The sequence below is a fragment of the Pseudomonas sp. H26/SER47-MNA-CIBAN-0231 genome, from assembly GCF_040310465.1.
Classification (GTDB): Bacteria; Pseudomonadota; Gammaproteobacteria; order Pseudomonadales; family Pseudomonadaceae; genus Aquipseudomonas; species Aquipseudomonas atacamensis.
The window spans coordinates 124,749-140,336 of record NZ_JBEOPW010000012.1; the positions used below are offsets into that span (position 1 = coordinate 124,749).

Consider the following 15,588-nt stretch of genomic DNA (forward strand, 5'->3'; position numbering starts at 1 on the left):
GTGATCGTTCCCACGCTCTGCGTGGGAACGCATCCCGTGACGCTCCGCGTCACATAACGGCGGACGCAGAGCGTCCATGGCGGCATTCCCACGCAGAGCGTGGGAACGATCTAGGTCTTCAGCGGCCGAGGTAGACCTCGATCACCCGCTCGTTTTCCTGCACTTGCTCAAGCGAGCCCTCGGCCAGCACGCTGCCCTGATGCAGCACCGTGACGTGGTCGGCAATCGAGCCGACAAAGCCCATGTCGTGCTCGACCACCATCAGCGAATGCTTGCCGGCCAGCGATTTGAACAGCTCGGCGGTGAACTCGGTTTCGGCGTCGGTCATGCCCGCCACCGGTTCGTCGAGCAGGAGCAATTGCGGGTCCTGCATCAGCAACATGCCGATCTCGAGAAACTGCTTCTGGCCGTGGGACAACAACCCGGCCTGGCGATTGACCGAGGTGGTCAGGCGAATCGTCTCGAGCACTTCGCTGATGCGATCCTTCTGCTCGCCACTCAGGCGCGCACGCAAACTGGCCCACACCGACTTGTCGGTCTTCTGCGCCAGCTCCAGGTTTTCAAACACGCTCAAGGCTTCGAATACCGTCGGTTTCTGAAACTTGCGGCCGATGCCGGACTGGGCAATCTGCACTTCGCTCATCTGCGTCAGATCCAGGGTTTCGCCGAACCAGGCCTTGCCGTGGCTGGGCCGGGTCTTGCCGGTGATCACGTCCATCAGCGTGGTCTTGCCCGCGCCGTTGGGGCCGATGATGCAGCGCAGTTCGCCGACGCCGATGTACAGGTTGAGATTGTTCAAGGCACGGAAGCCATCGAAGCTGACGCTGATGTCTTCCAGGGTCAGGATGGTGCCGTGGCGCGTATCGAGGCCCGGGCCGACGCGCTGGCCGAGGCCGATCGAGTCGCGACTGGTGCCTTCGTCCTTGTTCGGTTCCACGGGGAAAAACGCCGGCTCCAGCATGAATTCCGCACTCGCTGTGACTCTCATTGTTCACCTCGTTTCTTCAGCAGACCGATCACGCCCTTGGGCAGGTACAACGTCACGACGATGAACAGCGCACCGAGGAAGAACAGCCAGTATTCCGGGAAGGCCACGGTGAACCAGCTCTTCATGCCGTTGACCACGCCGGCGCCGAGCAGCGGCCCGATCAGCGTGCCGCGCCCGCCAAGGGCGACCCACACCGCCGCTTCGATCGAGTTGGTCGGCGACATTTCGCTGGGGTTGATGATGCCCACTTGTGGCACGTACAGCGCTCCGGCGAGGCCGCACAGCACCGCACTCAGCACCCAGACGAACAGCTTGAAACCGCGCGGGTCGTAGCCGCAGAACATCAAACGGTTTTCCGCATCGCGCAACGCCGTCAGCACCCGGCCGAACTTGCTCTGCGCCAGGCGCCAGCCGATGAACAGGCTCGCCACCAGCAACAACACCGTGGCCAGAAACAGCACCGCGCGGGTGCCCGGTTCGGTGATGCCGAAACCGAGAATCGTGCGGAAATTGGTGAAACCGTTGTTGCCGCCAAACCCGGTCTCGTTGCGGAAAAACAGAAGCATACCGGCGAAGGTCAGGGCCTGGGTCATGATCGAGAAATACACGCCCTTGATCCGCGAACGGAAGGCGAAAAAACCGAACACCAGCGCCAGCAGACCCGGCGCCAGCACCACCAGACACATGGCCCAGATAAAGCTGCTGGTACCGGTCCAGTACCACGGCAATTCGCTCCACGACAGGAAGGTCATGAACGCTGGCAAGCCATCGCCGGCCGCCTGCCGCATCAGGTACATGCCCATCGCGTACCCGCCGAGGGCGAAGAACAGACCGTGGCCCAGCGACAGCAGGCCGGCATAGCCCCAGACCAGATCCAGCGCCAGGGCGACGATGGCGTAGCAGAGGATTTTGCCGACCAGGGTCAGCGTGTAGGCCGAGACGTGCAGGGCATTGTCTGGCGACAACAACGAGAGCAGCGGCAGAACGATCAGCAGCGCGAGGATCACCCCGCCGACCGCGAGCGTGACTTTCGGCCCGGCCTTTTGTGTGGCCGTGACTAACAGAGGCTGGTTCATCAGTCGATCACCCGTCCTTTCAGTGCGAAGAGGCCTTGCGGACGTTTCTGAATGAACAGAATGATCAGCGCGAGGATCAGGATCTTGCCGAGCACCGCACCGATCTGCGGTTCGAGAATCTTGTTGGCGATGCCCAGGCCAAATGCCGCCAGCACGCTGCCGGCCAGTTGGCCGACGCCGCCGAGCACGACCACCAGGAACGAGTCGATGATGTAGCTCTGGCCAAGGTCGGGACCGACGTTGCCGATCTGGCTCAGCGCCACGCCGCCCAAGCCGGCGATGCCCGAGCCGAGACCGAAGGCGATCATGTCCACGCGCCCGGTCGGCACGCCGCAGCAGGCGGCCATGTTGCGGTTCTGGGTGACGGCGCGCACGTTGAGGCCGAGGCGGGTCTTGTTCAGCAGCAGCCAGGTCAGCACCACCACGAACAATGCGAAAGCGATGATGACGATGCGGTTGTACGGCAGCACCAGGTTCGGCAGCACTTGGATGCCGCCGGACAGCCACGCCGGGTTGGCCACTTCAACGTTCTGCGCACCGAACACCAGCCGCACCAGTTGGATCAGCATCAGGCTGATGCCCCAGGTCGCGAGCAGGGTTTCCAGTGGTCGACCGTAAAGGTGGCGGATGACCGTGCGCTCCAGCGCCATGCCAATGGCGGCGGTGACGAAAAACGCCACCGGCAACGCGATCAGCGGATAGAACTCGATGGCCTGCGGCGCGTAACGCTGGAAAATCAACTGCACGACATAGGTCGAGTAGGCGCCGAGCATGAGCATCTCGCCGTGGGCCATGTTGATCACCCCGAGCAGGCCGAAGGTGATCGCCAGACCGAGGGCGGCGAGCAGCAGAATCGAGCCCAGCGACATGCCGCTGAAGGCCTGGCCGAGCACTTCGCCGATCAGCAGTTTGCGCTTGACCTGAGCGAGGCTGGTTTCAGCGGCGGTGCGCACGCCGGCATCGCTTTCCACGCCCGGTTCGAGCAGACCTTCAAGGCGCGTGCGTGCCAGCGGGTCGCCGGTTTCACCGAGCAACCGCACCGCCGCGAGGCGCACCGCCGGGTCGCTGTCGACCAGTTGCAGATTGGCCAGCGCCAGGCTCAGGGCCGCGTGGACGCTTGGGTCTTTTTCCCCAGCGAGCTGCCGGTCGAGAAATTTCAGCTGCGCGGGTTTCGCGCTTTTCTGCAATTGCTGCGCGGCGCCCAGACGGATCTTGCTGTCAGCGGCGAGCAATTGATGGCTGGCCATCGCGGTGTCGATCAGACCCCGCAGGCGATTGTTCAGGCGCAGGGTTTTCGCTTGGCCGTCGATCGTCAGCTCGCCTTGCTGCAGGGCGTTGAGCAATTCGATACGCGCCGGATCGGGCTGCGCGGCCCAGGCTTCCAGCAGTTTGGCCTGTTGCATCGGATTGGCCGCGACGAAGTCTTCGGCATCGCCAGCGTGGGCCAGGAGTGGCAGCAACAGTGCGATGGCACAGATAAATCGGAAAAGGGCAGTGGGCATAGTCAGTCGCCTTGACGCGGACATTGTGGGAGCGAGCCTTTGTGGCGAGGGGATTTATCCCCGCTCGGCTGCGAAGCAGTCGTGATATCGGTCGACGCGATCAATCTGATACACCGCGACTGATGGCGTTGGGGCTGCTTCGCAACCCATCGGGGATAAATCCCCTCACCACAAAGGTCCGCTCTCACAGGGAATTGCATCAGCCTCACGCCAGGCGCGAGACTGACATCCGGTGACTCAGTTGCTCTTCACCGCATAATCCGGCTTCTTGTCGTTGCCCTGAATGTACGGGCTCCATGGTTGCGCGCGGATCGGGCCTTCGGTCTGCCACACGACGTTGAACTGCCCGTCGCTCTGGATTTCGCCGATCATCACGGGCTTGTGCAGGTGGTGATTGGTCTTGTCCATGGTCAGGGTATAGCCCGATGGTGCGGCGAAGGTCTGCCCGGCCAGTGCTTCGCGCACTTTGTCGACGTCAGTGGATTTGGCTTTCTCGACCGCCTGCGCCCACATGTGGATGCCGACGTAGGTGGCTTCCATCGGGTCGTTGGTCACGGCTTTATCGGCGCCCGGCAGATTGTGTTTTTTCGCATAGGCTTTCCAGTCCGCGACAAATTTCTTGTTCGCAGGATTCTCCACCGACTCGAAGTAGTTCCACGCCGCGAGGTTGCCCACCAGCGGTTTGGTGTCGATGCCGCGCAGTTCTTCTTCACCGACCGAGAACGCCACCACCGGTACGTCGGTAGCCTTCAGGCCCTGGTTGGCCAGCTCTTTGTAGAACGGCACGTTGGAGTCGCCATTGACGGTCGAGATGACGGCAGTCTTGCCACCGGCGGAGAATTTTTTGATGTTGGCAACGATGGTCTGGTAATCGCTGTGCCCGAACGGCGTGTAGACCTCTTCGATGTCCTTGTCGGCCACGCCTTTGGAGTGCAGGAATGCGCGCAGGATCTTGTTGGTGGTGCGCGGGTAGACGTAGTCGGTGCCGAGCAGGAAGTAGCGCTTGGCGCTGCCGCCTTCTTCGCTCATCAGGTATTCAACGGCGGGGATCGCTTGCTGGTTCGGCGCGGCGCCGGTGTAGAAGACGTTCGGCGACATCTCTTCGCCTTCGTACTGCACCGGGTAGAACAGCAGGCCATTGAGCTCTTCGAACACCGGCAGTACCGATTTACGCGATACCGAGGTCCAGCAGCCGAACACCACCGCGACCTTGTCCTGGGTCAGCAGCTGTCGGCCCTTTTCGGCGAACAGCGGCCAGTTGGAAGCGGGATCGACCACCACCGGCTCGAGCATCTTGCCGTTCACGCCGCCCTTGGCGTTGATCTCGTCGATGGTCATCAGCGCCATGTCCTTGAGCGACGTTTCGGAGATCGCCATGGTCCCGGACAACGAATGCAGAATCCCGACCTTGATGGTCTCGGCGGCCTGGACAGTCCAGGTCATGCCCATCGCGGCAATGGATGCCGTGAGTGTGAAAGCCTTGATCAAACTGCGACGCTTCATTGTGCGATCTCCATGAACATTCGATTTTTTCTGGTTGGCAGATGCGGACGACTGAAGGTGTGTTTTGCAAAGGCTGTGCCCGGTCGCGTTCAGGCAAGAAAATGTCGTGCCAGAGCGCCTGCGCGCTGTGGGCGTGCACCAGGAGGGGACGGTAGTCGGGCGGTGGTGCGTCCAGTTGCGCCAGATTGGGGCGCGGGGTGGCACTCAGATGCGGATACAAAAGCGATAACCCTGTACCACAGCTCGAGAAAACCGACGGGCCACACTCAGTTGCTCATCCGATTCTCAGCGCAGGTTTATATGAGTCATGTCTCAGGCCGATCCGGTCGTACCGCAAGTTCTTCAGCAACGTTCAAGCTGCCGCCACTGAGCCCGGCCTTTCTGACTGAAGAGGACGCCGCCTATTGGGTGCACACGCGGATTCCACTGAACCCGGACAAAGAGTACGGCAGCGTGATCCTGCTGCGTCCGGACGGGAAATTGCTCGCCACTTCACCCATCGCCGGGCAAGCCACGGGTTTTGACTTCGGCACAATTGTGCAGACCGATGTCCTTGGCGGCATGCTTCATCCGCTGGGCTACCGGTGCGTCGCCAGCGTTCACAGCCATCCGCCGATCCATGCCGAGTTCCGCAATGGCAATCGGCGTCAGGATGAAACGCTGCTCCGGCTGTTCATGAGTTTCTATTCAGGCGGCGATTTCATTGGCGATGTGTCGGCGCGGGATTTTTTCCGCAGCGCTTACCTTTCAGGCCCGGATGGCAGCTTGCTCAAATACGTCTCGAGCGGCTCGCCCGAGGAGCGCGACTACTTTCTCTGGCAGCAGTCAGGCGGGCCGTCGGGCCATCCGGCGGGGGCCTATGACGTGATGGCGGTGATCAACAAACTGGCGACCGTGGGTGAACTCAAAGTCATTGTTTCGAATGCCGACTGGGGCTACTCGGTGGGGCGCGTACCTGCGGACTGGAAGGCCGGCGCGTCGTTTTCAAAGGGTGTGGTCACCGAACTGCCGCTGATGACCCGTGTCTGCGTCAATGCCGAACGCGCCGTGCTGGCCGCGTTGAAATCCAGAGGCGCGTACGCAGCGGGTCTGCTGTTGAAGAAGTTGACTGGCGAGGAGTATGTCGCCACCCATGCGCGCCCGGCCGGGCTCGCCGCTTGGGATCCTGAGCGAATATTTCCGGTTGATGCCCAAGGGCAATTGCAGCTGCCCAGGGGGTATTTGCTGGAGGGCTTTTACTTTGCCTCGCGGCCCGACCCTGCACAGTTTCCACCTGGCCAGCCGTGGCTCTACGAGAACTTCTTCACGCCCCGGGAGATCGCCTGGGCTATCGAAGCGAATGCCCGCAGCCAACATCTGGCGCAAGCGGGGCGTGCGTTGTCGCTGTACATGCGGGCGCAGGATCATGCGATGTTGAAGTACCGCTTCAGCGGCGATTCGATCGAAGCGGCACTGAGCGTTACGCAGTCGGACGGCACGGTCAGTGACAACGGTGTGCAGGCAAGGCTGTTGGCCGGCACACTGGATACCCGCGCATTTGTTTCAATGCTGGTACTGGCCGGGACCCTGGAGGTCGTGCGCGGCAGTGCGTTGTGGGCGCATCTGGGGCGGGTGGGTCTGCAATGGCAGCCCTTCGCCAATTTCCCCTGGCCGCGATTGAGCCGGGCTTTTCTGGCGGCCGATGATGCGGTTCGCCATGCCCATGAGCTCGTGGGCATTCGCCGTGATCAGCAGCACGCGGGGTATGTTTTTCAGCGTAGCGACAAGCGTTTCGTGGTGACCGAACCCTTGCCCGGGGATATCGATACGCTCAGCCAGGGGCGGCTTTATCCTCTGGACAATCACGGTCGGCCGGTGTTTCCAGACGACCACACCATGCATGCGCGTTATGTCGCTCACGTTGCGCTTTCGCAACTTGACCCGGTGCATATCCGGTATCTGCGCTGGACCCGTGCCGAGGCTCTGCTGGACGTGCAGATGCTCAACGTTGACGAGCTGCGGCAGACCCTGCTCGACGGGATCGCTCTGTATTGCTCTGGTGCTGGTGACAGCCTGATCAGGTTCCAGCCCTACACCACCATCGTCGCCAGGGAGCTGGCCAGACGCCTCGGCACTGGCAAGCACCCGGGCGAGCTAGCCAGTGCGCTGCGCAACGGCACTGAACGGCCACAAGCCTTTGTGCGTGAACAGGCGCAGGCCGGCGTCTTGTTCAACCTGATCGATCACGCACTGTGGGGCTATCGCGGGCAAATCGGCGCTGACTGGAGCCTGCCAATAGCGTCAGTGGCTGAACCAGGCGAGTCTGAGCCGCCGCTGCCGACGTTACCGAAACCGTCATTGCCAGATCTCTCTTTGCAGCCATATCCGCCAACGCAAGTGCCTGCGCCTGGCGCCACGACAATGCCGTGGAAGCGTCCTGCGAGGATTTTCTTTGGTGCGGTGTTTTCCTCGGCGGACGAGGCAGCACTGAGTCAATCCAGTACTGACGTGTATTTGCACGACGAAAAGAAAACCTGGTTCGGCTTCATCCTCAAGCACGTGGGGCGGGAGGAATACATCGCCAGCGAGCTGATACCCGTCAGCGATAGCGGCACTAATCTGTTTCGTCAGGAGTCGGTGTTCAGTTCCAGCAGGACAGCTCCCTGGTATCAGTACCCGGATGGCTTCGACCTGCATGCCGTGTATTACATGCACCAGCGAATCGGGGAAACCTTGCGCCATCCCCAGGACTGGCTCGCGCATTACTTCGTCACGCCAGAGACGCTGACCGTTGCCATGTATCTCTCCGAGCGGCGCCCGGTCGTCGCCCCTGGCCGGCACAGAACTTTGTATATCGCCACTGGTGATGGTGCTCTGCTCAGGTATGTGTTCAACAGCTCCAGCAAGTTGTTCTACGACGACAGCTCGCAGACGACGCTGCAAACGCTCAAGGACGATCTCGCTGCGCAAAGGCTGTTGCCATCCGACTTCGTGCACACCGTGGTCGACAGTGGTCAACTTGACGTGCTGCGTACGAGTCTGTGCTGGGACCGGCCGGGTTTGGTCAAGAAAACCTGGCAGCCTTACGCAAATCTGCAGCGACGCGCCCTGGGGCCGGTTTTTCACAGTGCCGACGATGCGGCGGTGCATGCCCGATCGCTGTTGCCGCAGAGCACCGGCAAGCTCTATGGGGGTGTCATTCTGAAACGCTCCGACGGCCTCTACGTCGCTACCTCGCCGATTGAAGTGACACGCGAAAATTTCGACAGTAGCGAGATCATCGCCGACGAGACTCGCGCTGCCGGACTGTTTCCAGAAAATTGCCGGATCGTTGCGCGTTACCGCTCCAGAGTCCCGAGGGAGCTGTCGGTAGCGTTTTCGGCCATCGACAAACAGATCTACTTGAACATGCTGTCGGTCGATACCTTGTACTCGGCATTCACCCGCAAGCCTGTGGTCTGGGATGAATACCTGTTTGCGCCGGACGGTGCGACGATTCGCTATCAGCCTGGGTTGTGGGAGCGTCTGCGCGCCGATCTGTCGATTGCCCTGACGGCAAGCAATAGCCTGCCCGCATCACTGGATGGCGAGACCATCAAGCAGCGCCTTTACAGCGGTGAATTGAAACCGATCGACTGGATCGACTCGCTCGCCAGAACCGGTTATTTGCAGGTCGTCACCGGCAGTGACCTGTGGGGCCTGCCCAGGCAAGTATCGCGCTGGGTGCCGTTCTCCGCCGATCTGCAGATCGTGACGGATTACAGCAAAGCCGCTACTGCGGCGGTGTGCAGCCCGTTATACCTTCAGGCGGATGCGGCCGCTCGATATGTCCATGAGCTGGCGGTGAGCCGCGATACGCAGACTTTCGGTGTCATCCTGCGCTCGGACGGCGGTGTGTTTCTTGCCAGTCTGCCGCTGACTGCACAACGGTCTGCGCTGGCTCTGGACCGGATTTTCGAGCACGGGCGACTGCCATCAGGCTTTCTGCTGGATTCGATTTATCTGCGCGCCGTCCTGCCACCGCTTGGCGCACGGCCCAGGGATATCCGGCATGTGCTGATCATGCCCAGCGAAGTCCAGCAGGCGTGTCGACGGGCCAGTACGCCACAGGGTTACAAGCCGATCTACTTCTCCTGCGCCGACGGAGCGCTGCTGAGGCTGCAACTGCACGCGTTCGAGCCCGGCACGTTCTTCGACCGGTTCGGGCAAGTGGAATTGCGCCCCAACGCTTTTGTGTCAATGGAGCAGGCGGCGATTGATGAACGCAACAACAGCAAGGGCACTTTCAGCCTTGTCGAATACGTAAATCGGATGGCGCGAGCCGGTGACCTGCATGTCATTGAAACCAGCGCCTGCTGGTCTCGCCGTGGTCGGGTCGGGGAGGGCTGGCAACCGGGTCTGGCCGAGATATCTCGTGAGCGCCACTGGCAAAATCATCCGGTTCCGGCGCTGGGACCGATCTTCCAGCATCCCGACGATGCTGCCCGCTATGCCCAGCAACGGACCGACAATGAAATACTCGCTCGGACCGGCTATGAGGGCGCGGTTCTCGGGGAAGACTCCGGCCAGCGCTTTGTCCCGCTGGAGCCTGTTGCGTGGTTCGCCAACGAGGAAAATCTTCGTCTGCGTCTTTTCCGTACTGCCGAGGACCCTGCGACCGACTGGCGCCGACCGGCACCGCGCTTTCCTGACGGTTATGCCGTCGTGGCCAGTCATCAATTCAGCCTGTCGGGCAATACCTTGCTGGTCGCTGACAACGAACAGATCCGCAGTAATTTCGCCGAACCCGCGCTGGTGTATGCACACACCCACGAGTTGAAAAACCAAGGTTTCGATATTCGTGGGTATTACTACTCCACGCCCGGCCATGAGTTGCTCAAATACACGCCAGTGTACTCAGACGCCGAACGGGATCTGCTGCTGACCCGTTCGGTCGTTTATGAAAACGGGCGATGGGTCAGCCGCCTCACGCCTGGGCAATTTGTCTCGCGACTCCTGCAATTGGGCGAATTTCAGGTGTTGGTGGCAGGCGCGTATTGGCGCCATACCGGGCACCTGGGCAGTGGTTGGCGAATCCGTCGGCAACAGCCGGCGGCCGAAGGTGCCGTGCGGATCAGAGATGAGTTGTAATTCGCATGCCGAGTCGAGCGCGGGCCACTGAGCCCGCGCCACACTATCAGCGCGGTAGATCGACGGTGCGCCTGGCGACTCGTGGCAAGACGAACCGGTCAAGCAACCACACGAACAGCAGCGAAGCCCCCACCAGCGGAAACACCACCGCCAGCACCAGCATGATCGCCACGCCGGTTTTCCATGTCGGCAAATCATGGCGCAACGGCGGCACGCCGAACTTGCCTTCGGGGCGGCGTTTCCACCAGATCACCACACCGCTGACGGCGCTGAGCAGAATCATCAGGCAGATCAGCAGCACGACGATCTGGTTGAAGGTGCCGAACATCTTGCCTTCGTGCAGCATCACGCCGATTTCCGTGGCGCGAGCAACGGTGCCGTAGTGCTCGAAACGCACATCGGCGAGAACCTTGCCGGTGTACTGATCGATATGCAGGGTGGCGTCGTTGCGCGGGTCATCGGCGAACACGGCGATGGTGAACACGCCGGTGGCGGTGGTCGGCAGGGTGATGCTGTAGCCGGGCTCGACCTTGCGTTCGCTGGCGATGTTCTGCACATCCTGCAGGCTGACTTCGGGTGCTGCGGGACCGGCATGGGCATTGCCGTGATTCATGTGTTCGGCGTGGTCGCCGGACATCGGCATCGGCGTATTTTCCATCGCCCATGGCACGGTCTGGCGGGTGGCGCTGTTGAGGCTGCGTGCCTCGATGTCGGAGGTCGGTACGTTGTCCCACATCGCTGCCGGAAACACATTCCACACTTGCGCGTATTGCTTGCCCCAGAAACCGGTCCAGGTCATGCCACTGAGCAACATCACTAGCAACAATGTCGCGCCCCAGAAACCGGTGACCGCATGCAGGTCGCGCCACAACACCCGACCGCGAGTGCTCAGGCGCGGCCATAGAATCCCCGCCGCCTGACCGCGCGGCCACCACAGGAACAGCCCCGAGACCACCAGCACCACGCCCCAGCCAGCGGCCATTTCGATCAGCCGATCGCCGACCGTACCAATCATCAATTCGCCGTGGATCGCACGGGCGATGGCTTGCAGATTCTGCTTGGCATCCTGCTCGCCGAGGATGTCACCGTGGTACGGATCGACGAATACGTTGAGTTCGTGACCAGCGTTTTTCACCACGAATTGCGCGCTGCGTTCGGCATTCACCGGCGGCAGGTACTGAGTGACCTGGCCTTGCGGATAGGCAGCTTTCACCCGTTGCAGCAGGTCATCGGCCGGCACCGTGTGGTGCCCGACCGGTACTTCGAGCAGGCTGCTGTACATCAGCAAATCGAGCTGCGGTTTGAACAGATAAATGATCCCGGTCAGGGCCAGCATCACCATGAACGGCGCGACGAACAGCCCGGCATAGAAATGCCAGCGCCAGGCCAGGTTGTAGAAATTGGGTTGAGGCTTTTGCATCACGTGTGCTCCGCTTGGCTTGGTTCTTTTCGTTGTCTGTTACCTGTGGGAGCGAGCCTGCTCGCGAAGCGGTTGTTCAGCCGATATAAATGCCGACCGTGGCGCCGTCTTCGCGAGCAGGCTCGCTCCCACATGGGTAGGTGTTGGTGTCAGAAACTCATATCCACTTTGGTCCAGAGCGTGCGCCCCGGTTCATTAATTGCCTGTGGGTCATTGGCCGGGTAACCAAACCCGGCGTTGCCAGCCAGGTTCAGGTGCTCGGCGTAGGCTTTGCCGAACAGGTTGTCGACGCCGCTGCTGACCTTCCAGTGCTGGTTGATGCGGTACGCGCCGTTGAGCGAGAACACGCCGAAGCCGGAGCTCTGGGCGTAATCCTTGCCGACCACGTTGCCCTTGTTCGCGTCGATGCGGTGCTGCGCGGCGACCACTCGCCAGAGTGCGGCGGCGCTCCAGTTGTCTTGGCTGAAGGTCAGACCGAAACGCGCATCCAGCGGCGGCATCTGCGGCAGGGCCGAGCCGTCGCTGCTGTTCTTGCCCCAGGCATAGGCCAGGGTCGCATCGGCTTTCCAGTTGTCGGTGAGGTTGTAGGCAGCACCGAGTTCGCCACCCATGATCCGCGCGTCGATGTTTTCGGCGCGCGAGGTGCTCATGCCCATCATTCCCGGCGTGTAGTCGAACAGGATGTAATCGCGTACCACACCGATGTAACCCGAGGCCCAGGCTTCGAGGTCGGCGCTCTTGTAGTTCACGCCGAAGTCGAACTGCGTGGTCTTTTCCGGTTTGATCGAGTCGAACGCGTTGACCGATCCTGCCGGGCCGGACTTGGGCGAAAACAACTCCCAGTAATCCGGGAAGCGTTGCGCATGGCCGAGGCCGGCGTAGAGCGTGGTCGGGCTGTCGGCGAGGTCATGCTCGTAACGGATGAAGCCGCTGGGCAGGGTGTCGGCGCGGGTGTCGTCGGCGGTCGGGTTGGGACGGGACATCATCCCCGACCCGGTGGTCTGCCGGTAATCCTTGGCCGAAGCACGGTCGACACGGGCGCCAGTGATCAGGCGATCACGCTCGGCGGCGTACCAGGTCATTTCGCTGAACACGCCGTAATTGTGGAAATCAGCGTCCTTGCTGTACGGCAGGTTCTTGTAGGTATCGACGCCCATTGCACTGCGCTGGCGGTGCTCGTTGGTCTGTGCGTCGAGGCCGGTGATCAGCTGAACATCAGCCCAGCGCCAGGTCGCCTTGAGCCGCGCGCCGAGGGTGCGACGGTCGACGTTGGACGCCATCGGTCCCGCCATCATGCCGGTGCCGGAGGGCGTGCGCAGGGTGTAGTTGTCCATCACATGGTCGGCGTAGTTGTAGTAGACCTGCGCCTCGAGTTTTTCCAGCACCTCGCTGATGTTGGATTTCTCAAAACGCAGGCCGAGGCTTTCGCGCAGGAATTGCGAACCGTCCATGCCGCGCCCGGCATACCGCGCCTCGCCATCACCCTTGCCAGCGGTGAGCTCGATCAGGGTGTCGGCATCCGGCGTCCAGCCCAGTGCGACATCGCCGTTCCACTTGTCGTAGCGCGAGGCGACGATGTCGTTGTTGCCATCGCGGTAATCATCCGAATGCGCGGTGTTGCCGATGACTCGCACGTAGCCCAGAGGGCCGCCGGCAGCGGCGTCGACAACCTTGTCGAAACGCCCATGCGAGCCGGCCAGGATGCTGGCGTTGACGCGAGTGCCGAGTTCGTCGAAGTTCTCCGGCTCACGGTCGAACAGCACCGTACCGGCCGATGCGCCCGGCCCCCACAGGACGGTTTGCGGGCCTTTGATCACCGTGAGCTTGTCGTAGGTTTCCGGCGAGATGTACGAGGTCGGCGCGTCCATCCGACCAGGGCAGGCGCCGAGCATCATGCTGCCGTTGGTAAGGATGTTCAGCCGCGAACCAAACATCCCGCGCAGCACCGGATCGCCGTTGGTGCCGCCATTGCGCACCAGAGCGAAGCCGGGAATGGTCTTCAGGTAATCGCCGCCGTCACTGGCCGGCACTGGTTGGCGTGGATCCCTGGGGTTGGTGACGATCGTCAGTGGCGAGCTCGGGGCGATGGCAGTGATCACCGTCGGGCTCAGTTCATTTTCGTGGCCGGTGTGATCATCAGCCAGCGCCAGCGGAGTCAGCAGCACGCCGCAAAGGACGGCAATAGCGTGCCTGCAACGAATCCGCGATTCATTCAGGGCAAAGTGCGCGCGGGCAGATTCCGCGCAGGGGACAGCAGTAAACCTGGACATGACAATTTCCATCGAACAGTCGTAAACACCACGGCCGGCAGCCTGGCGCTGTCTTCTCAACCGTGTGCAGTCAGAGGTGCGTGTTTACGTGGCGATGGGCGGGGCGCGGGTGCGGGCGCCGGGGAAGAAGGGTTGGCGGGCATGGCCCAGACGCGGCGAGGGTGGGGTGAAGGTGTTCGGTGGCGGGATGTTGAAGGCGACGAAATCGCCGCCGCCGGTCAGTGCCGGGCAGTTAAACAGCAGGCTGCAATAGCCGCATTTTTCCCACAGCACGTGATGCGAAGATTGCGGCGGGCAATGCTCGGCCGCAGGCTGGGCTGCATGGCCGCTGTGATCCATGCCGGGCATGTCCATCGACATGTCCATGCTCATTGGCATCGACGTCGAGGCGTGTTGATCCATCGGCATCGACTGAGAAATCAGTGGACCGATGAAGATCATCAGCATGGCGAACAGGGCGATCCAGCTGCCACGCGTCAGCGCTTGAGTCTGACGGTGATGCGGGACGGGCCTGGCGCGCAACGGACGCATGGGCGAAGTCAGCCGAAACGGTTACTGAGCGTGCACGTGGCCCTGGGCGGATTCCGGCGCTTTCTTCTGCACGGCAACTTCAACGCTGACGTCACCTGCCTTTTCGAAATGCAGGGTCATCGGGAAACGCTTGCCGTCGCTGAGCAGGCTGCGATCGCTCGGGTTGAGCAGCATCACGTGGTAAGCCATCGGCGCGAAGGTCACGGTGCCGCCGGCGGGGATTTCCACGCTTGGCACTTGCTGCATCTTCATCAGATCGCCCTGCATCACGTGCTCGTGCAACTGCGCTTGTGCAGCGATGGGCGAGTCGACGCTGAGCAGGCGATCGGCGCTTTTGCCGGTGTTGTGGATGATGAAGTAGGCGGCGACGGTCGGCGCATTCGGCGGCAGTTCCTGCGACCACGGATGGGCGATTTCCAGCGCACCCGCCTTGTATTCATGGGCATGGGCGAAGCACGCCGGCAACAACAGCGCAGCGAGGACGAAGAGTTTCTTCAACATGGCAGTTCTCCAGAACGATTTGAAACGCGGATTTGTGGCGCGAACAAATCAGACCAGAGGGGAAGCACGGGGATTGAGACTCGGCCATTGCTGGCGCGGCGTCGGGGCTTGCAGGGAGACGGGCGCAACGCTGCGGTTGCTTTCAAATTGCGCGAAATACAGCTGCGGCGAATGCCCCGGCAGCGCCAGCAATGGCGCCCCACCTGAGCAACACCAGCAGTGCTGCATGTTTGAATGGCTGTCGTTCTGCGCGGCCTTCTGATCCGAGGCACCGATGTCGATCGCCACCATCTTCATGCCGCTGCCGGTGCAGAAACTGCTCCAGAGTATCTGCTCGGCCGGTGAACTGGCCGCCTGCGCCATCGCCCCGCTCAGCGGCATGGCGAGCATGTTGAACAGCACTGCAAGGCAGGCGATCCAGGCAAATGCTAACCGGCGTCGGTTCATGGGACAGGTCCGTTGGGTGGGCGATCAGGCGCGGCCCATTTAGCCTGATCAGAGCCGATAAGTAAAAAAGCGTCGTGCGGTTTGGTGTCGCATTGAGCTGTTAAAGGAGTGTAGCTACTTGAATTTGCAGTGCCAGACCTGACGCCTTCGCGGGCAAGCCCGCTCCCACAAATTTTGTGAGTGTGCACAGATATCAGCAACCTCCACGGTTCCTGTGGGAGCGAGCCTGCTCGCGAAAGCG

The 15,588-nt window shown here is 61.6% G+C and carries 10 protein-coding genes; 1 reads left to right on the top strand and 9 read right to left on the bottom strand.

The annotated features are described in order from the left end of the window. Window positions 1-118: 118 nt before the first annotated feature. From urtD to urtA, 4 genes are all read right to left on the bottom strand, one after another. A complete protein-coding gene (gene urtD, locus AAEZ10_RS18615) occupies window positions 119-988 on the bottom strand; it encodes an urea ABC transporter ATP-binding protein UrtD (RefSeq protein WP_016771888.1) in 870 nt (289 codons plus the stop codon). Continuing rightward, entirely contained in the window at window positions 985-2,064 is a 1,080-nt protein-coding gene (urtC, locus tag AAEZ10_RS18620) for an urea ABC transporter permease subunit UrtC (protein ID WP_122751722.1), read from the bottom strand. The genes urtD and urtC overlap by 4 nt, the downstream gene beginning before the upstream one ends. After that, window positions 2,064-3,566 carry an urea ABC transporter permease subunit UrtB gene (gene urtB / locus AAEZ10_RS18625; RefSeq protein WP_350570420.1) on the bottom strand — a complete coding sequence of 501 codons (1,503 nt, stop codon included), beginning with the start codon at window positions 3,564-3,566 and terminating at the stop codon, window positions 2,064-2,066. The genes urtC and urtB overlap by 1 nt, the downstream gene beginning before the upstream one ends. A 237-nt stretch (window positions 3,567-3,803) precedes the next feature. After that, window positions 3,804-5,069, bottom strand: a complete 1,266-nt coding sequence (urtA, locus tag AAEZ10_RS18630) for an urea ABC transporter substrate-binding protein (RefSeq protein WP_016771886.1) — start codon at window positions 5,067-5,069, stop codon at window positions 3,804-3,806. 12 nt (window positions 5,070-5,081) lie between these two features. Between urtA and AAEZ10_RS18635 the strand changes: the two genes are divergently transcribed. Next, the gene (locus tag AAEZ10_RS18635; RefSeq protein WP_350570423.1) at window positions 5,082-10,178 is read left to right on the top strand and encodes a DUF4329 domain-containing protein; all 5,097 of its coding nucleotides are present in this window, start codon (window positions 5,082-5,084) and stop codon (window positions 10,176-10,178) included. Window positions 10,179-10,224: 46 nt separating this feature from the next. Here AAEZ10_RS18635 and AAEZ10_RS18640 read toward each other — a convergent pair whose 3' ends face one another. From AAEZ10_RS18640 to AAEZ10_RS18660, 5 genes are all read right to left on the bottom strand, one after another. Continuing rightward, on the bottom strand, window positions 10,225-11,598 hold the full coding sequence (locus tag AAEZ10_RS18640) for a PepSY-associated TM helix domain-containing protein (protein ID WP_350570425.1): 1,374 nt from the start codon (window positions 11,596-11,598) through the stop codon (window positions 10,225-10,227). Between the two features lie 149 nt (window positions 11,599-11,747). Continuing rightward, window positions 11,748-13,868, bottom strand: a complete 2,121-nt coding sequence (locus tag AAEZ10_RS18645; RefSeq protein WP_350570427.1) for a TonB-dependent copper receptor — start codon at window positions 13,866-13,868, stop codon at window positions 11,748-11,750. A gap of 84 nt (window positions 13,869-13,952) precedes the next feature. Further along, complete coding sequence (locus AAEZ10_RS18650) at window positions 13,953-14,399, bottom strand: DUF2946 domain-containing protein (RefSeq protein ID WP_071174270.1); 447 nt, start codon at window positions 14,397-14,399, stop codon at window positions 13,953-13,955. Between the two features lie 21 nt (window positions 14,400-14,420). Then, window positions 14,421-14,900, bottom strand: a complete 480-nt coding sequence (locus AAEZ10_RS18655; RefSeq protein ID WP_073471757.1) for a copper chaperone PCu(A)C — start codon at window positions 14,898-14,900, stop codon at window positions 14,421-14,423. A gap of 48 nt (window positions 14,901-14,948) precedes the next feature. Further along, window positions 14,949-15,347 (bottom strand): DUF2946 domain-containing protein, encoded by a 399-nt coding sequence (locus AAEZ10_RS18660; protein ID WP_243242453.1) that lies wholly within the window; start codon window positions 15,345-15,347, stop codon window positions 14,949-14,951. Between the last annotated feature and the right edge of the window lie 241 nt (window positions 15,348-15,588).